Below are 18,238 nucleotides of genomic sequence, written 5' to 3' on the forward strand. Positions count from 1 at the left end.
ATGCGATCTCGATGATGCCGCCACCGGGAGACCGGGGTGCAATGAGCCTGCAGCCTCGCTGCGCACAATCCGGTTCCACCAGTGGTGAAGGGATCCATCATGTCCGATACGCCCGACGATGACGCGCCCGTGCTCGACCTGCTCGCGCGAATGACCGCCGACTCCCTCGACGCGTCCACCCTCGACCCCGAGACGCTGGTGCTCGTCCGCATCGCCGCACTGGTCGCGGTCGACGCGCCACCCGTCTCCTACGCGCTCAACCTCGAGGTCGGCGGCGAGGTCGGCCTCGACGCCGAGGACCTCAGAGGCGTGCTCACCGCGATCGCGCCGATCGTCGGGACCGCCCGGATCGCCTCGGCGACCGGCAACATCGTGAAGGCCCTCGCGGCCGAGATCGAGCTCGAGGACCTCGAGATCGCCCTCGAGGAGGAACTCGAGGACGAGGAGGACGGCCTCACCTGACACGCATTCCGACGTCAGCCGGCCGGGGTCGCTCGCACTGAGCGGCCCCGGCCTGCGGCATCGCGCTCGCGGGCGGGACCGGACCTCCGGCGGCTCCAGGCAACGCCGAGGAGGCAGAGCGCCCCGCCGACGAGCCCGAGCAGCGTCGGCAGCTCGCCCAGCAGGAGCCACGAGAGCACGACGACGATCGCCGGCACCGCGAGGGTCGCGGAGGCCGTGGCACCCGCCGAGCTGCGCTGCAGCACGTACGCCCACAGCACGAACGCGACGGCTGAGGGGAAGACGCCGAGGTAGACCATCGCGAGCACCGCCGGGGCAGGCGCCGCCGCGACCTCGACGAGGGCCTGCGGCGCGAACGGCAACAGCACCGCCGCGCCGATCGCGCAGCCGACCCAGGTCGCACTGAGGGCGTCGGTGTGCCGCAGCGCGACCTTCTGCACGAGCACGCCCGACGCGTAGAGCACGGCGGCGAGGATGCCGAGGGCGATGCCGAGCGGGTCGCTGTGCACTCCCACCCCGCCCGTCGCGATGAGCACGACCCCGGCGAACGCGATGAGCATGCCGATCATGAGCGGGCGCGGGAAGCCCTCCTTGAGGAACGCGCCCGCGGCGACGGCGACGAGCAGCGGCGCGATGTTCACGAGCATCGCCGCGGTTCCCGCGTCGAGGTGGCGCTCGGCGAGGTTGAGCACGACCGTGTAGCCGGCGAACCACAGCACGCCGTAGACGGCGACGAGCAGCAGCCCGCGACCGCGCGGCAGCGGTGGGCGACGCCACACGGCGAGCGCGACGAGCACGACGGTGCCCACGAGCTGCCGGCCGAAGGCGAGCGCGCCGGGCGAGAGGGCATCGCCGATGCCCCGGATGGCGATGAACGCCGACGCCCAGAGCACGAGCACCACGAGGGTCGCGGCGAGCACCTTCCAGTTCCTGGCGGCTGCCGGAGTAACGGCGGCGGCGGCGTCGAGGGGCCGGGTCGGGGAAAGTCGCATCCCTCCACCTTCCCTGCGACGATCACCTGAGCACAAGCGAACGATCCTTCCCATCCATTCAGTGCGACTGTACGATCGGCACATGGTCGATCCGCACCGCCTCCGCGTCTTCCGTGCCGTCGTGCAGACGGGCTCGATCAACCGGGCGGCGTCCCGGCTGGGTTACACGCCGTCGGCCGTCAGCCAGCACGTCAGTGCGCTGCAGCGCGAGACCGGCCTGACCCTGATCGAGAAGCGCGGCCGCGGCATCGTGCCCACCGCCTCGGGCATCGCGGTCGCCGACCGCGCCTCGCGGGTACTCGAGCAGCTCGCCGACTTCGATGCGATGGCCGACGACCTGCGTTCGGGTCGCAGCGGCACCCTGCACGTCGGAAGCTTCATGTCGGCCAATCGCGCGTGGATGCCCTCGGTCGTGGCCGCCCTCGTCGAGCAGTTCCCCACCCTGCGGCTCGAGCTGAGCCTCGCGGAACTGCGCGGCTCGCAGTCGACGGGCGACCTCGACGTCGAGCTGTACATCGCCGAGGCCGTGCGCGGCGACCGCGATCCCGCCGTGGCCGAGGGCGACACCGACGGATACGACATCGAGGAGCTGCGCACCGAGGGCTACGTGGCCGTCGTGCCCTCGCGGCATCCGCTCGCCCACCGCTCGTCGGTGGCCCTCTCGGAGCTCGCGGGCGAAGCCTGGATCGACAACGACCACGCACGCGGCCCGTGCCGTGAGATCGTGCTCACCGCCTGCCGGGAGCTGGGCTTCGCACCGCCGTTCCGCATCCAGGCGCCCGACTACACGAGCGCCCTCGACTACGTCGCCCAGGCCGTCGGCATCACCGTGCTCCCCCGGCTCGGGGCGCTCGCACTGCCCGATGGCGTCGCGATGCTGGCGATCGAGGATGCCGCGGCACGACGTCGCATCATGCTGCGGGTGAAGCGTTCGATGCGCACGCACCCCGCGGTCGCGCGCACCGCGGAACTGCTGCGCGCAGCCGCCGCCTGAGCGGCCACATGGCGGATCGGTTATCGAGCGCCGTGCTACCGCCGGGCTTTTGGGTACGGCAGATCGGATGCCGTCGTGTCACACGGATGGGTCCCAGGCTGCGAGCTGGTCGAAGATACGACGGTCGCCTTTGAACTCGAGCGAACCCAGCGGTGTGCGGTCATAGAAGAACAGGACCAGGTCACTGGCCATGCCTCGGGCGGAGGCGTCTGCCGTGTCGGGGTCCTCGCCGGCCGCGGGCCCGAGGCGGGCGACCTGCGCGCCGTCGCGAGACAGCCGCAATCGCCAGGAGCGGCCCTCGATAGCGTGATAATCGACGATGGCGGGATCGTGTGGCCACGCCACCGTCGTCGCGCAGAGTGTGAACTGGCAGTCGTCGAAACCGTCGAGGGCGATCCTCTCCGGTATCGGCTGCGGGGCACCACCCGTGAGCTGGACATCGTAGGTGTGCACCACGATCTCGTGGAGCTGGCGCCGCGCCCATGCCCCGGATGTCTGCGGTGACGGCGAGTCCCCCCACCACGTCCAGCAATCGCGATCGGGGCCCGCCTCGCGCAGCACACGATCGAGGTGCTCGATGGACTCGGCCCACCAGCCCAGGAGAGCCTCGCGCTCCCGGGGCGCACCCGTGCCGCCTCCCCATGCGGACTCCTCCGGCGGACCGTCCGCGGGCCCGGCGGCGACGATGGCGGCTGCCTTGCGGCGACCCATGCCCACGTGCTGCACGTGCTCGAACAGCGTCCGCGAGGGATGGGTCGCCATCTGAACGTCGAGGCCGGGTGCCGCGGCGACCGCAGCACCGAAGACAGCCGACCGTTCGTCGATCAGCCGCAGCCGATCAGGGAACGTCAGGATCTCGTGCATCCCGCCGTTCTACCATGTGCCCCGATGACCGCACAGCGATTTTCACAGCCGAAACGACCCTTCTCTTCCAGGATGTGTACGCGGACGGTCTGGGCAGCGGTCCCGCGGCTGCCGAGGCGGGCCCGCATCCGTACCGAGACGCTGGTGCGCGGCGGGTGGAGGTCGCTACGGTCGAGAACACGACACCAGGGGGAGACACCATGGACCTGTTCGACATCGACGACACCCAGCGCATGAGCCGCGAGCAGGCGGCCGCCAAGCTCCGCACACTCGCCGACGCCCTGGCGAAGAACAACTCGGTCGAATTCCATCGCGCGGGACGGCAGATCACCGTGCACATCCCCGACCAGGTCAACCTCAAGGTGGAGGTGGAGCTCGGTGACGAGGGCGAGAACGAGCTCGAGGTCGAGCTCACCTGGTGACAGCCGGCAGGCCGGCGACGAGACCACGATCACCACGAACGAAGGCCCCCGCTGCACGCGGAGGCCTTCGATGAAGCGAGAGCGGAGACGAGGGGATTTGAACCCCTGGTCCCCTTACGGGGACTCCACCTTAGCAGGGTGGTGCACTCGACCGGACTATGCGACGTCTCCTCGCGAACCGCCATGGCGGACACGCGACAGCCATCATAACCCGCGGATGCCGCGGATGACGATTCGGCGCCGGGGCCCCGGCCTGCCTACTGGTCGTCGAGCGTGCGGCCCGCGGAGCAACGCACGTCGGCACCGGTCTGGCCGGCGACGTCCTCGGGCAGCGCCTCGGCCGTCGGAGCCGGAGCGGCCGGATCGGCGGGCGTCTCAGCGGGGGCTTCCTCGGCGGGAGCCTCCTCGGCCGGCGCCTCGGCGGGCGGCTGCGCGGCCGGGTCTGAGGCCGAGCCGAAGTCGTTGTTCTGCGCGTCGGGATCGAAGGTCACGGGGAGGTCGGCCTGCAGCGCCTGGTTGATGAGCTCCGCCGAGGCGTTGGGCGCCACGGCTCCACCACCCGCGACGTACGAGGTCGGGTACTGGATGAACGCGAGCTTCGCGAGGTCGATGTCCTTCATCGCCTTCGCGATGGAGATCATGCGCGTGGGATCGGTGAGGCTGCTCGAGAGCTGCATGTTCGCGAGCGCGGCCTTGGCGATCGAGTAGAGCTTGACCGGATCGCCGAGGGTGCCGTCGGACTGCAGCTTGCGCGCGAGCGCCGAAAGGAAGACCTGCTGGTTCGAGATGCGGCCGAGGTCGGAGCCGTCGCCCACACCGTGCCGGGTGCGGAGGAACTGCAGCGCGGCCACTCCGCTCAGGGTGTGCGTGCCGGGGTCGAGGAACGTGCCGGTGTACTCGTCCTCGATGGGCTCGGCGACGCAGACGTCGACGCCGCCGACGGCCTCCGACAGGCCCGCGACGCCCATGAACTGCACGATGCCGGCGAACGGGATGGTGACGCCGGTGAGCGACTCGACCGTCTTCGCGACGCAGTCCATGCCGCCGTAGGAGAGCACCGTGTTGATCTTCACGTCGGAGAGCTCGTCGAGCGTGCTGCTGGGATCCTCGGGGTCGGTGCAGGCGGGAACATCGACCAGCATGTCGCGCGGGAAGCTGACGACCGAGGCGTGCGAGTGGTCCTGCGCGATGTGCATGAGCATCGTCACGTCGTTGAGGACGGCGGTCTCCTCGTCGGGATCGCCGAAGGCCTCGCCCTGGCCCTGGCGGCTGTCGCTGCCGATGAGCAGCAGGTTGACGCCACCCTCGATCGCGCCGACGTCGGGCACGCCCTCGAGCACCTTCTCGCTCTCGAGCTTGACGGTGGGCTGCACGGTGCTCGCGAGATCCCAGGCGGCGTAGGCGGCGACGGCGGAGCCGGAGATGAGGGTCACGGCGACGACGGATGCCGCGACCTTGGCCACGGTGGACCACGCACTGTGGGTCTTGAGCCGGCCGTGGCGGGCGACGGAGGGGTTCTTCGCCGCGCGACGCGAGCTGTGACGCAAGTCCTGGTTCACCCGGTTCCTCTCGTTCCAGTCATGTCGGTCGTGTGCGGAGGGCGTGGGATTCGAACCCACGAGGCATTGCTGCCCACTGGTTTTCAAGACCAGCTCCATCGGCCGCTCGGACAGCCCTCCTCGCCGGCACGCTGACGCCCCGTGAGGGGCGACGTCGCACGGCAGGCCCCGATTCTAGCCGAAGCGCAGTTCCGACGAGCCTCGCAGCACAGTCTGGGAAGGTCCTGAAGCGGATGCCGCGTCAGCCGGCGTTCGCGCTCGCGCAGCGGACCTCGGCGGCGTTCTGCCCGGTGACGTCCTCCGGCAGCACCTCGGGCGCCGGCGCAGCCGGGTCGGCCGGCGCGGACGGGTCACCGGTGGCGGCCGCCTCCCCCGTGGCCGGGGCATCGGCAGCGGGCGGTGCGGGAGCCGCGGCGTTCGGATCGGCGACGGTGCCGAACTCCGACTCCGCCGTCGCTGCCGGGTCGATCGCGACCGGTAGGTCGGCCTGCAGCGCGGCATTGACGATCTGCGCCGAGTCGCTCGGCACCACGCCGCTCTTGTCGTCGGTGTAGCCGGTCGGGTACTGCAGGAAGACGACCTTCGACAGGTCGACGTCCTGGAGGGTCTTCGCGATCGAGATGAGCTGGGTGGGGTTCTGCAGCGCCGTCGACAGCGTCATGTTCGACAAGACGGCTTTCGCGATCGAGTAGAGCTTGACCGGGTCGCCGAGTGTGCCCGAGCTCTGCAGGGTCCGCATGAGCGAGGCGAGGAAGGTCTGCTGGCTGGAGATGCGGCCCAGGTCGCTGCCGTCGCCCACCCCGTGTCGGGTGCGCAGGAACGCCAGCGCATCCATGCCCGAGAGGGAATGCGTTCCCGGGTCGAGGAACAGCCCGGTGTACGGGTCCTCGATGCGGTCGGTCACGCACACGTCGACGCCGCCGACGGCGGACGAGAGGGCGGCGACGCCGTAGAACTCGACGATGCCGCCGAGCGGGATCGTCACGCCGGTGAGCTGCTCGAGCGTCGTCGCCACGCAGCCCAGCCCGCCGTAGGAGAGCACCTCGTTCATCTTCACCTGCGACATGGCCGACAGCTTCTCGCCCCCGGGATCGTTCGGATCCGTGCACTCGGGCACCGATACGTACATGTCGCGCGGGAAGCTCACCACCTCGACGTGCGAGTGGTCCTGCGAGATGTGCAGCAGCATGGTGACGTCGTTCAGGACCGCCGACTCCTCCTCGGGGTCGCCGAACGCGCCGTCCTCCGGTCGCTTGTCGCTCCCGACGAGCACGAACGTGAGTCCGCCCTCCATGGCGCCGATGTCGGGCACGTTCTCGAGGACCTTCTCGCTCTCGAGCTTCACGGGCGGCTTCACCGACTGCACGAGGTCGACCGCGGCGTAGGCACCGATGGCCGCGGCGCTCACCGCGAGCACGGCGACGACGGATGCCGCGATCTTCCCGTAGGTGGCCCAGGCGCTGTGACGCGGCAATCGCCCGTGTCGCGGCACGACTGGCGGCGACACTGGCTGCTGCCCGGTCCGACCGCTCATGCCGAGCCCCCTCCGACGCGCTGATCCTATCCGGCGCAACCGTGCGGCGGCAGGACCCTTGTCATTCCAGCGCGCCGGGGCTACTCAGCTCGAGGATGCGGCACAGCTCACGGCAGCGAGTCGAGCACCGCCGCGAGTCCGGCGTGGTCGACGTCGTCGGCCGTCTCGGATGCCGCGGCGATCACCTCGGCGGGCGCCTGGCCCATCGCGACCGAGCGGCCGGCGGCACCGGCCCAGGCGAACATCTCGAGGTCGTTGCGGCCGTCGCCCACGGCGAGCACTCGCTCGGCGGGCACGTCGAGCCAGCCGCGCACGCGCTCGAGTGCGGTGGCCTTGCTCACGCCGTCGGGCGCGATGTCGAGCCAGGCGGTCCAGCCGATCGCGTAGCTGACCTGGTGCAGGCCCATCTCCTCGACGATGCGCAGGAAGTCCTCGAGCTCGTGGTCGGGCGACACCACGACCACGCGGGTGGCGCGCTGGTCGAGCAGCCCCTCGAACGTCACCTCGCGGGCGTTCTCGAGGTTCCAGTCGGTCATGCCCTCCGTGTAGAGGCGGTGGCCGTCGGGAAGTTCCACCATGAAGCGACCGCTCGGCAGGAAGGCGCGGATCCGCTCGAGCACGCGCGTGGGGTCGAAGGTCTCGACGTGCTCGCGCACATAGCCGTCGGATGCCGCGTCATCGCGCCGCATCGTGATCGCCCCGTTCGCGCACACCACGTACTCGGGCGCGAGCCCGAGTCGCTGCAGCACCGGTGCCGTGGTCGACCACGACCGCCCGGTCGCGAGCGTCACCTCGTGGCCGCGCTCACGCGCCGCGGCGATCGCGTCGGCGACGCGCTCGTCGATCGACTCGTCCTCGTGCAGGATCGTGCCGTCGACGTCGAGCGCCACCAGCCAAGGCAGGCCGTCTGGGGCCGGCTGCGGCATCCGCTCGCTCATCGCGTGACGGGCTCGAGCACCTCGAGGCCGCCGAGGTAGCCGCGCAGGGCCTCGGGCACTCTGACCGAGCCGTCGGCCTGCTGGTGGGTCTCGAGGATGGCGACGATCCACCGTGTCGTCGCGAGGGTGCCGTTGAGCGTCGCGACGGGCGCCGTCTTGCCCGACTCCGTGCGGTGCCGGATGTCGAGGCGACGCGCCTGGAACGTCGTGCAGTTCGACGTGGACGTGAGCTCGCGGTAGGCGCCCTGCGTGGGCACCCACGCCTCGACGTCGAACTTGCGTGCCGCGCTCGACCCGAGGTCGCCGGCGGCCACGTCGATGACGCGGTAGCTGAGCCCGAGGGCCTGGAGCATCTCCTCCTGCCAGCCGAGCAGCCGCTCGTGCTCGGCCTCTGCGTCGGCCGGCTCGACGTAGCTGAACATCTCGAGCTTGTTGAACTGGTGCACCCTGATGATGCCGCGGGTGTCCTTGCCGTGGCTTCCCGCCTCACGGCGGTAGCAGGTCGACCAGCCGGCGTACCGGAGCGGGCCGTTCGACAGGTCGACGATCTCATCGGAGTGGTACCCGGCGAGCGCGACCTCGCTCGTGCCGGTGAGGTAGAGCTCGTCGTCGGGGAGGTAGTAGATCTCCTCGGAGTGGGCGCCGAGGAATCCGGTCCCCTGCATGATCTCGGGTCGCACCAACGTGGGGGTGATGAGCGGCGTGAAGCCGTTGGCGAGCGCGCGGTCGAGGCCCATGTTCATGAGTGCGAGCTCGAGGCGGGCGCCGATGCCCTTGAGGAAGTGGAACCGCGCACCGGAGACCTTGGCCCCGCGGCCCATGTCGATGGCGTCGAGCAGCTCGCCGATCTCGAGGTGGTCGCGCGGCTCGAAGTCGAAGGTGGGCACCTCGCCGACCTCGCGCAGCACGATGAAGTCGTCTTCGCCGCCTGCGGGCACCCCGTCGATGACGACGTTGCCGAGGCGCTGCACGGCAAGGAGGAACTCCGACTCGGCGTCGTTCGCCCGCTGGTTCGCGTCCTTCACTCGCGCCGCGAGCTCCTGGGCCTGCGCGACGAGCCAGGCCTTCTCCTCCTTCGGCGCCTTCGCGACCTGCTTGCCGAAGGCGTTCTGCTCGGCGCGGAGCGACTCGTACTCGGTGATCGAGGCCCGGCGCACGGCATCCGCTGCGACCGCCTCGTCGACGAAGGCGGATGACTCGCCGCGCAGCTCCTGGGAATGCTTGATCAGCTCGGGGTTCTCGCGAAGCAGCACGGGGTCGATCACGCGAGCCAGTCTAGCCCGGGGCACATGGCCTACCGTTGGCAGGGTGACGGCGGTCGGAACGGACGAGACGACGGATGCTGCTGCGGATGCCGCGGCCACGGCATTGCGCGCCGCGGTGATCTTCAACCCGACGAAGAGCGGCGTCGCCGAGCTGCGAGCCGCCGTGGCGCGAGCCGAGTCCCGACAGCACTTCGCACCGTCGGTGTGGATCGAGACCACCGAGGACGACCCCGGCAAGGGCATGGCGAAGGCCGCGCTGCGGCAGGGAGTCGACCTCGTGATCGCGGCCGGCGGCGACGGCACCGTGCGGTCGGTGGCGGCGGGCCTGCGGGGCAGCGGCGTGCCGCTGGGACTCGTGCCGCTCGGCACGGGCAACCTCTTCGCGCGCAACCTCGGCATCCCCGTCAACGACCAGGGCGACGCCGTCGTGCTCGCCTTCTCGGGCATGGATCGCGCGGTGGACATGCTCATCGCCGAGGTCACCCGACCCGACGGCCGGCCCGAGTCGCACGTCTCGCTCGTGATGTCGGGCATCGGCATCGACGCGACGATGATCGCCAACACGAATCCCGACCTGAAGAAGCGGGTGGGCTGGCTCGCCTATGTCGACGCCGGGCTGCGTGCCATCCCGGCGTCCAAGCCGTTCCGCGTGGTGCACCGGACCGACGCCGGCCGGTTGCACCGGTCACGCGTGTCGAGCATCCTCGTGGCCAACCTCGGCTACCTGCCTGGCAACATCGAGCTCATACCAGACGCCGAGATCGACGACGGCAAGCTCGACGTCGTCGTGCTGCAGCCGCGGAACGCGCTCGGCTGGCTGCTCGTGTGGCGACGCGTCACGTGGGAGAACCGGGTGCTGCGCAAGTCGGCGCTCGGCCGGCAGTTCATGGACCTCACGGGCGGGAGCCGCCGTCGCGAGATCGTCTACTCGCGCGGTCGGGCGGTCGACATCGAGATCGAGGCGGAGCCCGAGGAGTTCGAGATCGACGGCGACGAGTTCGGCACCGTCGTGGCGGCGCGGTTCCGCGTCGACCCCGCGTCGCTCGTCGTGCGCGTGCCGCGCTGACTCGGGGCGAGGCACCAGAACAGCACGAGGCCGAGGGCCGCCGCAGCGGAGGTCGCCGCCAGGATCGGGCCGAGCGTCCACGAGAGCTGGTTCATGGCCATCGCCATCACCTGCTCGTCACTCGGCTCGCCCTGCCACGAGAAGCCCATGGTCATGGTGCGCCGGGAGGCGTTGTACAGCTCCGCCGCGATCAGCAGGGGCAGGACCATCAACGCGCCGAGGGCGATCACCGTCGGGTGGACCCGCCGGCGCCTCACTCCTCCCCCTCGACGGCCGCCGTGGTCCGTGCGAGGACGGCCCAGACCACGAGCACCACGACGCAGCCCAGCGCACCCGCCTGGATGAACCCGGGCGCGACGGTGGACAGAAACTGGATGGCATCGCCCTCGGAGCCGGTCGCGGTGCCGGTGTACACGGAACGATCGGTGGCGGCGTTCCACACCAGCGCGAGCCCCGCGATGACCAGCAGGAGACTCGCCGCGAGGCTCATCCAGAGGCGTCCCGTCGGTACCCGACGAGCACGTCCGACCTCCGACTCCTCATCGCGCAGGCCGACGGCGGGCATCGACTCCGGGATCGTCATCGGGCGAGGATCGGACGCGTCACGGTGGGCGACGGGTGCACGGATGACGTCGGCCGGATCATCCTCCGGGCCTGGTCGTGGGGGCTGCGGAGGCTCGACGTCCGTCGAGGCCGTCCGTTCGGGTTGCGACTCGGCTTGCCCACCCGAATAGCCGCGCTGATACCGGGCATCGAACCTGGGGTCGATGCCCGCCGTACGTTCGTTCACTCCTGCTCCTCCACTGCATGAACCGGATGCCGCGCCCGGCGCAGCCGTGGCAGGCACCACACCAGCACGAGGCCGAGGGCGGATGCCGCGACGGCGAGCCCGAGCGAGGGCAGCGCCACCGAGTAGCCGAAGTTGAAGAACGCCCACGCCTGCACGACCTCGGCGGACGGCGAGTCGCCCGACCACTGGAGCTTGCTCTCGATCGCCTGCATGCTGGTGATGACCCACCACAGCACCAGCAGCGCCACGGTCCCGAAGCCGGCCAGCGCGAGGGCGGCAGGATGCGGCCGCCTCACCGCTGCTCCTCGGTGCTCGCCGCGCGGCGACCCGTGACCGCCCAGGTCACGAGCACCGCGACGATGCCGACGAGTCCCGCCTCGACCAGCGCGGGGGCCATCGCGTTGATGACGAGGCGGACGCTCTCGTCGAGGCCGGCGCGCACGCCGCCGATGTAGTTCGACGGGTCGGAGGCCTGCACCCAGAACGCGACGCAACCGACCACGACGAACGCGGCGCAGGCGGCGAGCGCGATCCACAGCCATCGCGTGGGGCTCAGGGACTGGTCGACGAGCGGGTCGTCGACGTCGACCGGCCCCGCCTCTGCCAGGACCGCGGCATCGGGCCCGTGTGCGGGGGGCTCGCTCGACGGCCTCCCGTCGAGGGAAGGATCCGCGGGTGCCGGGGACGAGGAGGTGTCGGCCGGAGACGCGGAGGGAAGCAAGGAGGCAGCCGGCACAGCGGACGGGTCGTGCGTGTAGCCGCGCTGGAACCTCGGATCGAACCGCGGGTCGATCCCCGTCGCCGAACCCTCGCTCACTCGCAGCTCCTTCGCGGGCCGGGCCGCAGCGCCCGCACCGAACTCCAGAATAGGCCGCGGGGCCCCCGGCCGACCCAGGTTGCCAGGACTCAGTCGGGCTCGCCGCTGAGGAGCCCGCGCAGCCAGTCGCGCGCCTCGATGAAGATCTCGTCGTCGAACTTCGAGTGGTACTCGATCGCGCGCTGGTCGGCGCGGGGGTACGAGCCGAGGAAGATCACGTTGGGGCTGGTGCGCCGGAGGCCCAGCAGGGCGTCGGCGACCCGCTCGTCGCCGATGTGCCCGTCGAGGTCGACGACGAAGCGGTAGCGGCCGAGCTCATCGCCGATCGGCCGGGACTCCAGCAGCGACAGGTTCACGCCCCGCGTCGAGAACTGCTCGAGCATCGCGAGCAGCGATCCGGGCTCGTCGTCGGGCAGCTCGACGATGAGACTCGTCTTGTCGGCCCCGGTCGGCTCCGCGAGCACACGCGAGCGCGACACGAGCACGAAGCGCGTGACGGCCTTCGGATTGTCGCCGATGTCGCGGGCGAGCACGGCGAGGTCGAGGTGCTCGGTGATGCCGGGCGGAGCCACCGCGGCATCCGCCTGGCTGCCCTCGAAGAGGGATGCCGCGGCCTGCACGTTGCTCGTCGCCGGGATGTGGCCGTGGTCGGGCAGCTCGCGCTCGAGCCAGCCCCGCGACTGCGCGTAGGCGACCGGATGCGCATTCACGATGCGCACGTCGGCCAGTGTGGTGCCGGGCCGGGCGACGAGCACGAAGTTCACGGGAACGAGGTACTCGCCGACGATGCGGAGCCCGGGCACGGTCGCGAGCGCGTCCTGCGTGGCCGACACCCCGCCCTCGACCGAGTTCTCGATCGCGATCATCGCGGCGGTCGAACGCCCGCTCGTGACATCCGCCAATGCCTCGCCGACGTTGTTCACCGACCGCCAGTGCTTGCCGGCCGCCTCGGGCACCTGCTTCAGCGCCGCCTCGGTGAAGGTGCCGGCCGGTCCGAGGTAGGAGTACGTCTGCTCGGGCGGCGTGGAGGCGGCATCCGTCATGCACGCAAGCCTAGTGAGCGGGCGGGCGGCAGGCGCTAGCGTCGAAACGGACCGCAATCCCGACGCGAGGGGGCCGGCAGATGACGGCGATCGACGAGCTCCGTGCCACGCCAGTGCGCACGACACCCACCGATGAGGAGCGCCGGGTCGCGCTCCGCGGCATGAAACGGCTCGCGACGAGCCTGCTCCTCGTCGCGGCGGTCGTGTTCGCGGTGTCGTTCGCGCTGCAGGACCAGGTGCCGTGGCTCGCCTACGTGCGCGCGGCGGCCGAGGGCGCGATGGTCGGCGCGCTCGCCGACTGGTTCGCGGTCACGGCGCTGTTCCGCTACCCGCTCGGGCTGCGCATCCCCCACACGGCGATCATCCCGAACCGCAAGGACGAGATCGGCGCCACGCTCGGCGCCTTCGTGGAGGACGAGTTCCTCTCCGACGAGGTGGTCGTGGGCAAGCTGCGCTCGATCGGCATCTCGGCTCGGCTCGGCGAGTGGCTGTCGAGGCCCGAGAACGCCGAGCGGCTCACGGCCGAGGCATCCGTCGCCGCCCGCGGCGTGATGACCCTGCTCGGTGACGACGACGTCGAGGACGTGATCGAGAAGCTCGCGCGCCGCCACCTGTTCGAACCGGAGTGGGGGCCGGCGATCGGGCGCATGGGCGAGCGCCTGGTCGCCGCGAACCAGCAGCGCGCCGCCGTCGACGCCCTGTTCGAGAAGGCCGAGGAGTGGCTCGAAGCCCATCCCGAGTCCATCGGCGGCATCGTCTCCGGACGGATGCCGCGGTGGATGCCCGACTTCGTCGAGAAGTTCGTCGACGAGCGGGCGCACAAGGAGGTGCTCGCGTTCGTGCGCGCGGTGCGGGAGGACCCGGCGCACCCGATGCGCGAGACGATCGACCGCTACCTCGCCGACCTCGCGAACGACCTGCAGCACGACCCGCTCATGATCGGCCGGCTCGAGCAGCTCAAGGTCGACCTCCTCGAGAGCCCGCGCGTGCGCGAGTTCGCGGGCGAGGTGTGGACGAGCGTCAAGGACACCCTCGAGACGGCGCTCGACGATCCCGACAGCGAGCTGCGGCAGGGGTTCCGGTCGGCGGTCGTCGAGGTCGGCATCCGGCTCTCGACCGATGCGGAGCTGGCGGCGAAGGTCGACGAATGGGTGACGGATGCCGCGGCCTACGTGGTGCGCAACTACCGCCACGAGATCGCCGGGGTCATCACCGAGACCGTCGAGCGGTGGGACCCGAAGGAGACCACTGAGAAGCTCGAGCTGCAGGTCGGTCGCGACCTGCAGTTCATCCGCATCAACGGCACGGTCGTGGGCGCGCTGGCGGGGCTCGCGATCTACACGGTGGCCACCGGCATCCGCTCGCTCATGTGACGCCGATGCGGCAAGGGGTGTCGGCGAGGGCCCTCCTTCGGCAGACTGGGCAGATGCACGAGCGAGCGGGAACCCCGGCGACCGAATCCGACCTGATCGACGTCGAGGCCCTCGTGAGGGCCTACTACGAGCGGAAACCCGACGTCTCGATCGCCGAGCAGCGGGTGGCGTTCGGCACCTCGGGCCACCGGGGCTCGGCGTTCAACACGGCATTCAATGAGGACCACATCCTCGCCATCACCCAGGCCATCGTCGAGTACCGCGCGTCGCAGGGCATCACGGGCCCGCTGTTCATCGGCGCCGACACGCACGCGCTGAGCGCACCCGCGCAGACCACCGCGCTCGACGTGCTCGTCGCCAACGGCGTGCGCGTGCTCGCCGACGAGTTCGACGACTACGTGCCTACCCCGGCGCTGTCGCACGCGATCCTGAAGTGGAACAACGACCCGGCGAAGCGCGCCGAGGGCGAGGCCGACGGCATCGTGATCACCCCGAGCCACAACCCGCCGCAGGACGGCGGCTTCAAGTACAACCCGCCGCACGGCGGCCCGGCCGACTCCGACGCCACCAACTGGATCGCGAACCGGGCGAACGAACTCATCGCCGGCGGCCTCGCCGAGGTGAACCAGGCGGAGCCGAGCGGCGTCGAGACCTACGACTTCCGCGGCAACTACGTCGACGACCTCGCGAACATCATCGACTTCGACGCCATCCGCGAGGCCGGCCTGCACATCGGCGCCGACCCGCTGGGCGGGGCATCCGTGCACTACTGGGCCGCCATCCGCGACCGGTACGAGCTCGACCTCACGGTCGTCAACGAGCGCGTGGACCCCAGGTGGGCGTTCATGACGCTCGACTGGGACGGCAAGATCCGCATGGACCCCTCGTCGCCGAGCGCCATGGCGTCGGTGCTCGAGCACGGCGGCAGCTTCGACATCCTCACGGGCAACGACGCCGACGCCGACCGGCACGGCATCGTCACGCCCGACGGCGGCCTCATGAACCCCAACCACTACCTCGCGGTCGCGATCGAGTACCTCTTCGCGCACCGCCCGAACTGGCGGGCGGATGCCGCGATCGGCAAGACGCTCGTCTCGAGCTCGATGATCGACCGGGTCGCCGAGTCCCTCGGCCGACGCCTCTGGGAGGTGCCGGTCGGATTCAAGTGGTTCGTGCCCGGCCTCGTCGACGGCTCGGTGGGCTTCGGCGGCGAGGAGAGCGCCGGCGCCTCGTTCCTGCGGTTCGACGGCACGGTCTGGACGACCGACAAGGACGGCATCCTGCTGTGCCTGCTCGCGTCCGAGATCCGCGCCGTCACGGGCAAGTCGCCCTCGCAGCTGTACGCGGAGCTCGTCGAGCGGTTCGGCGACCCCGCCTACCAGCGCACGGATGCCGCGGCCTCCCCCGCCCAGAAGGCCGCCCTCGGCAAGCTCGACGGCGACGCGATCGCCGCCACCGAACTGGCGGGCGAGCCCATCACGGCGAAGCTCTCCCGCGCACCCGGCAACGACGCGGCGATCGGCGGCGTGAAGGTGGCGACGGCCGACGCCTGGTTCGCCGCACGGCCGAGCGGGACCGAGGACGTGTACAAGATCTACGCCGAGTCCTTCCGTGGGCCGGAGCACCTCGCGCTCGTGCAGGAGGAGGCGAAGCGCGTCGTCACGGAGGCGCTGACTTCCGCGGGCTGACCCCCTTCCGCAGGCCGCTGCCCGAGTGCAACCCCCCTTCGCGGGATTCGGGAGAACGCGGCCGATGATGCGAGGATCGCCCATGCGCGGCATCCGCCCGCTGCTCGATCAGCGCCGACCCCGAGTCCCATCCGACCACGAGGAGCTGCGATGGAAGCCTGGCCCGGATCCGCCTACCCGCTCGGCGCGACGTTCGACGGCAGCGGCACGAACTTCGCCCTGTTCAGCGAGTCAGCCGACCGCGTCGAGCTGTGCCTGTTCGACGAGGACGGCACCGAGACGCGCGTCGAGCTGCAGGACGTCGACGCGTTCGTCTGGCACGCCTACCTGCCGCACGTGCAGCCCGGGCAGCGGTACGGCTACCGCGTGCACGGCCACTGGGACCCGAACAACGGACAGCGCGCGAACCCGAACAAGGTGCTGCTCGATCCGTACGCCAAGGCGATGGCGGGCGCGTTCGACTGGGACCAGTCGCTCTTCGGGTACGACTTCGGCGACCCCGACTCGCGCAACGACGACGACTCCGCCGGCCACGTCATGCACTCGGTCGTGATCAACCCGTTCTTCGACTGGGCGGGCGACCGGCACCCCAACACCCCCTACTCCGAGACGCTGATCTACGAGGCGCACGTCAAGGGGCTCACGCAGCTGCATCCGGATGTCCCGGAGGACCAGCGCGGCACGTACGCCGGCGTCGCCCACCCCGCCGTGATCGACCACCTGCGCAAGCTCGGTGTCACGGCGATCGAGCTCATGCCCGTGCACCAGTTCGTGCAGGACTCGACGCTCGAGGAGAAGGGCCTGCGCAACTACTGGGGCTACAACACCATCGGGTTCTTCGCGCCGCACAACGAGTACTCGTCGACGGGCGAGCTCGGCCAGCAGGCGCAGGAGTTCAAGAGCATGGTGCGCGCCATGCACGAGGCGGGCATCGAGGTCATCCTCGACGTGGTCTACAACCACACCGCCGAGGGCAACCACCTCGGCCCGACGATCGCGTTCCGCGGCATCGACAACGCCGCCTACTACCGCCTCGAGGAGAAGGACAAGCGGTACTACACCGACTACACGGGCACGGGTAACTCGCTCAACGTGCGGCACCCGCACGCCCTGCAGCTCATCATGGACAGCCTGCGGTACTGGGTCACCGAGATGCGCGTCGACGGGTTCCGGTTCGACCTTGCGGCCACCCTGGCGCGCGAGTTCTACGACGTCGACCGCCTCTCGAGCTTCTTCGAGCTCGTGCAGCAGGACCCGGTGGTGTCGCAGGTGAAGCTCATCGCCGAGCCGTGGGACGTCGGCCCCGGCGGCTACCAGGTGGGCAACTTCCCGCCGCAGTGGTCGGAGTGGAACGGCAAGTACCGCGACGAGGTCCGCGACTTCTGGCGCGGCGAGCCGTCGAGCCTCGGCGAGTTCGCCTCGCGCATCACGGGTTCGGCCGACCTCTACGAGAACAGCGGGCGCAAGCCGGTCGCCTCGATCAACTTCGTGACCGCGCACGACGGCTTCACCATCCGCGACCTCGTCTCGTACAACGAGAAGCACAACGAGGCGAACGGTGAGGACGGCAATGACGGCGAATCGCACAACCGCTCGTGGAACTCGGGCGCCGAGGGCGACACCGACGACCCGGAGGTGCTCGCTCTGCGCGCACGGCAGCAGCGCAACTTCCTCGCGACCCTGCTGCTGTCGCAGGGCGTGCCCATGCTCCTGCACGGCGACGAGCTCGGACGCACGCAGCAGGGCAACAACAACACGTACGCGCAGGACAACGAGCTGAGCTGGGTGCACTGGGACCAGGCCGACAAGCCGCTCATCGAGTTCACGGCGGCGGTCGCCAGGCTGCGGAAGGACCACCCGACGTTCCGCAGGAGCCGGTTCTTCGACGGCCGCCCGGTCGAGATCGAGGAGGGCGAGGAGAGCGCCGAGGGTGCTCCGCTGCCCGACATCGTCTGGCTGCGGCCGGACGGCACGCAGATGCGGGAGCAGGACTGGGACGCCCCCCTCGGCCGGGCCGTCGGCGTCTACCTCAACGGCGAGGGCATCCGCCAGCGTGACGCGCGCGGCGAGCCCATCGTCGACGTCGACTTCCTGCTGTTCTACAACGCCGAGCCCGAGGACGCCGAGTTCCGCATCCCTCCCCGCACGAATCAGATGTGGGACGTCGTGATCGACACGGCGGGCCGGTCGGCGGACAGCGAGCCGAAGTCGGCCGGCGACACGTTCACGCTCGAGGGCAGGTCGATGCTCGTGCTCTGCGCGCACACCGAGCCCGAGACCGAGCCCGACCACTCGGTCGCCGCCTCCCTCGCGGTGCGCACGTCGCAGGGCAGCCAGGCGCAGCTGCCGGGCGGCGCACCGGGCACCTCGGGCGGCGCGCAGTCCACGACCGTGCACCCCCCCACGTAGGCCCGCGTCGGCCGCCCGACCT

General features: G+C 70.6%; 17 protein-coding genes and 2 tRNA genes. 7 read left to right on the forward strand and 12 right to left on the reverse strand.

Annotation, left to right across the window (positions count from 1 at the left end; translation table 11 throughout):
• Positions 1-99 precede the first annotated feature (99 nt).
• Positions 100-462 (forward strand): carboxymuconolactone decarboxylase, encoded by a 363-nt coding sequence (locus tag J2X63_RS05915; RefSeq protein WP_309975069.1) that lies wholly within the window; start codon positions 100-102, stop codon positions 460-462.
• A 14-nt stretch (positions 463-476) separates the two neighbouring features.
• Here the strand turns inward: J2X63_RS05915 and J2X63_RS05920 are convergent, their stop codons facing one another.
• Entirely contained in the window at positions 477-1,454 is a 978-nt protein-coding gene (locus tag J2X63_RS05920; RefSeq protein ID WP_309975070.1) for a DMT family transporter, read from the reverse strand.
• A gap of 82 nt (positions 1,455-1,536) precedes the next feature.
• On the opposite strand from J2X63_RS05920, the gene J2X63_RS05925 reads away from it, so the two are divergent.
• Complete coding sequence (locus tag J2X63_RS05925) at positions 1,537-2,448, forward strand: LysR family transcriptional regulator (RefSeq protein ID WP_309975074.1); 912 nt, start codon at positions 1,537-1,539, stop codon at positions 2,446-2,448.
• Positions 2,449-2,526: 78 nt separating this feature from the next.
• Here J2X63_RS05925 and J2X63_RS05930 read toward each other — a convergent pair whose 3' ends face one another.
• A complete protein-coding gene (locus J2X63_RS05930) occupies positions 2,527-3,312 on the reverse strand; it encodes a maleylpyruvate isomerase N-terminal domain-containing protein (RefSeq protein ID WP_309975077.1) in 786 nt (261 codons plus the stop codon).
• A 200-nt stretch (positions 3,313-3,512) separates the two neighbouring features.
• Here J2X63_RS05930 and J2X63_RS05935 point away from each other — a divergent pair, with 200 nt between their 5' ends.
• The gene (locus tag J2X63_RS05935; RefSeq protein WP_309975079.1) at positions 3,513-3,734 is read left to right on the forward strand and encodes an amphi-Trp domain-containing protein; all 222 of its coding nucleotides are present in this window, start codon (positions 3,513-3,515) and stop codon (positions 3,732-3,734) included.
• Positions 3,735-3,816: 82 nt separating this feature from the next.
• Here J2X63_RS05935 and J2X63_RS05940 read toward each other — a convergent pair.
• The 6 genes from J2X63_RS05940 to serS form a co-directional block, all read right to left on the reverse strand.
• Positions 3,817-3,905: transfer RNA gene (locus J2X63_RS05940), tRNA-Ser, on the reverse strand.
• Positions 3,906-3,991: 86 nt separating this feature from the next.
• On the reverse strand, positions 3,992-5,293 hold the full coding sequence (locus J2X63_RS05945) for an LCP family protein (RefSeq protein WP_309975082.1): 1,302 nt from the start codon (positions 5,291-5,293) through the stop codon (positions 3,992-3,994).
• Positions 5,294-5,328: 35 nt separating this feature from the next.
• Positions 5,329-5,413 (reverse strand) — tRNA-Ser (locus J2X63_RS05950).
• Between the two features lie 121 nt (positions 5,414-5,534).
• Positions 5,535-6,827, reverse strand: a complete 1,293-nt coding sequence (locus J2X63_RS05955) for an LCP family protein (protein WP_309975085.1) — start codon at positions 6,825-6,827, stop codon at positions 5,535-5,537.
• 107 nt (positions 6,828-6,934) lie between these two features.
• Complete coding sequence (locus J2X63_RS05960; protein ID WP_309975088.1) at positions 6,935-7,753, reverse strand: HAD family hydrolase; 819 nt, start codon at positions 7,751-7,753, stop codon at positions 6,935-6,937.
• Positions 7,754-7,761: 8 nt separating this feature from the next.
• A complete protein-coding gene (gene serS, locus J2X63_RS05965) occupies positions 7,762-9,030 on the reverse strand; it encodes a serine--tRNA ligase (protein ID WP_309975091.1) in 1,269 nt (422 codons plus the stop codon).
• Between the two features lie 43 nt (positions 9,031-9,073).
• On the opposite strand from serS, the gene J2X63_RS05970 reads away from it, so the two are divergent.
• The gene (locus J2X63_RS05970; RefSeq protein WP_309975094.1) at positions 9,074-10,096 is read left to right on the forward strand and encodes a diacylglycerol kinase family protein; all 1,023 of its coding nucleotides are present in this window, start codon (positions 9,074-9,076) and stop codon (positions 10,094-10,096) included.
• Between the two features lie 253 nt (positions 10,097-10,349).
• Here J2X63_RS05970 and J2X63_RS05975 read toward each other — a convergent pair whose 3' ends face one another.
• From J2X63_RS05975 to pheA, 4 genes are all read right to left on the reverse strand, one after another.
• Positions 10,350-10,679: a hypothetical protein gene (locus tag J2X63_RS05975; RefSeq protein ID WP_309975097.1), complete on the reverse strand. Its 330-nt coding sequence runs from the start codon at positions 10,677-10,679 to the stop codon at positions 10,350-10,352.
• Positions 10,680-10,882: 203 nt separating this feature from the next.
• Positions 10,883-11,182, reverse strand: a complete 300-nt coding sequence (locus J2X63_RS05980) for a hypothetical protein (protein WP_309975099.1) — start codon at positions 11,180-11,182, stop codon at positions 10,883-10,885.
• Positions 11,179-11,703 (reverse strand): hypothetical protein, encoded by a 525-nt coding sequence (locus J2X63_RS05985; protein ID WP_309975102.1) that lies wholly within the window; start codon positions 11,701-11,703, stop codon positions 11,179-11,181. The genes J2X63_RS05980 and J2X63_RS05985 overlap by 4 nt, the downstream gene beginning before the upstream one ends.
• 89 nt (positions 11,704-11,792) lie before the next feature.
• Positions 11,793-12,746, reverse strand: a complete 954-nt coding sequence (gene pheA / locus J2X63_RS05990; protein ID WP_309975104.1) for a prephenate dehydratase — start codon at positions 12,744-12,746, stop codon at positions 11,793-11,795.
• Positions 12,747-12,826: 80 nt separating this feature from the next.
• Here pheA and J2X63_RS05995 point away from each other — a divergent pair, with 80 nt between their 5' ends.
• The 3 genes from J2X63_RS05995 to glgX all read left to right on the forward strand — a co-directional run bounded on the left by J2X63_RS05995 (position 12,827) and on the right by glgX (position 18,216).
• Positions 12,827-14,119 carry a DUF445 domain-containing protein gene (locus J2X63_RS05995; protein ID WP_309975107.1) on the forward strand — a complete coding sequence of 431 codons (1,293 nt, stop codon included), beginning with the start codon at positions 12,827-12,829 and terminating at the stop codon, positions 14,117-14,119.
• Between the two features lie 53 nt (positions 14,120-14,172).
• Entirely contained in the window at positions 14,173-15,807 is a 1,635-nt protein-coding gene (gene pgm / locus J2X63_RS06000) for a phosphoglucomutase (alpha-D-glucose-1,6-bisphosphate-dependent) (RefSeq protein ID WP_309975109.1), read from the forward strand.
• A 150-nt stretch (positions 15,808-15,957) separates the two neighbouring features.
• On the forward strand, positions 15,958-18,216 hold the full coding sequence (gene glgX, locus J2X63_RS06005; protein ID WP_309975112.1) for a glycogen debranching protein GlgX: 2,259 nt from the start codon (positions 15,958-15,960) through the stop codon (positions 18,214-18,216).
• The last annotated feature ends 22 nt before the right edge of the window (positions 18,217-18,238 follow it).

The organism is Agromyces sp. 3263, assembly GCF_031456545.1.
Classification (GTDB): domain Bacteria; phylum Actinomycetota; class Actinomycetes; order Actinomycetales; family Microbacteriaceae; genus Agromyces.

Coding starts and splice junctions, on each gene's coding strand:
- J2X63_RS05915 (WP_309975069.1), top strand. CDS start 100: ATGTCCGATACGCCCGACGATGACGCGCCCGTGCTCGACCTGCTCGCG.
- J2X63_RS05920 (WP_309975070.1), bottom strand. CDS start 1,454: ATGCGACTTTCCCCGACCCGGCCCCTCGACGCCGCCGCCGCCGTTACT.
- J2X63_RS05925 (WP_309975074.1), top strand. CDS start 1,537: ATGGTCGATCCGCACCGCCTCCGCGTCTTCCGTGCCGTCGTGCAGACG.
- J2X63_RS05930 (WP_309975077.1), bottom strand. CDS start 3,312: ATGCACGAGATCCTGACGTTCCCTGATCGGCTGCGGCTGATCGACGAA.
- J2X63_RS05935 (WP_309975079.1), top strand. CDS start 3,513: ATGGACCTGTTCGACATCGACGACACCCAGCGCATGAGCCGCGAGCAG.
- J2X63_RS05955 (WP_309975085.1), bottom strand. CDS start 6,827: ATGAGCGGTCGGACCGGGCAGCAGCCAGTGTCGCCGCCAGTCGTGCCG.
- J2X63_RS05960 (WP_309975088.1), bottom strand. CDS start 7,753: ATGCCGCAGCCGGCCCCAGACGGCCTGCCTTGGCTGGTGGCGCTCGAC.
- J2X63_RS05975 (WP_309975097.1), bottom strand. CDS start 10,679: ATGACGATCCCGGAGTCGATGCCCGCCGTCGGCCTGCGCGATGAGGAG.
- pheA (WP_309975104.1), bottom strand. CDS start 12,746: ATGACGGATGCCGCCTCCACGCCGCCCGAGCAGACGTACTCCTACCTC.
- J2X63_RS05995 (WP_309975107.1), top strand. CDS start 12,827: ATGACGGCGATCGACGAGCTCCGTGCCACGCCAGTGCGCACGACACCC.
- pgm (WP_309975109.1), top strand. CDS start 14,173: ATGCACGAGCGAGCGGGAACCCCGGCGACCGAATCCGACCTGATCGAC.
- glgX (WP_309975112.1), top strand. CDS start 15,958: ATGGAAGCCTGGCCCGGATCCGCCTACCCGCTCGGCGCGACGTTCGAC.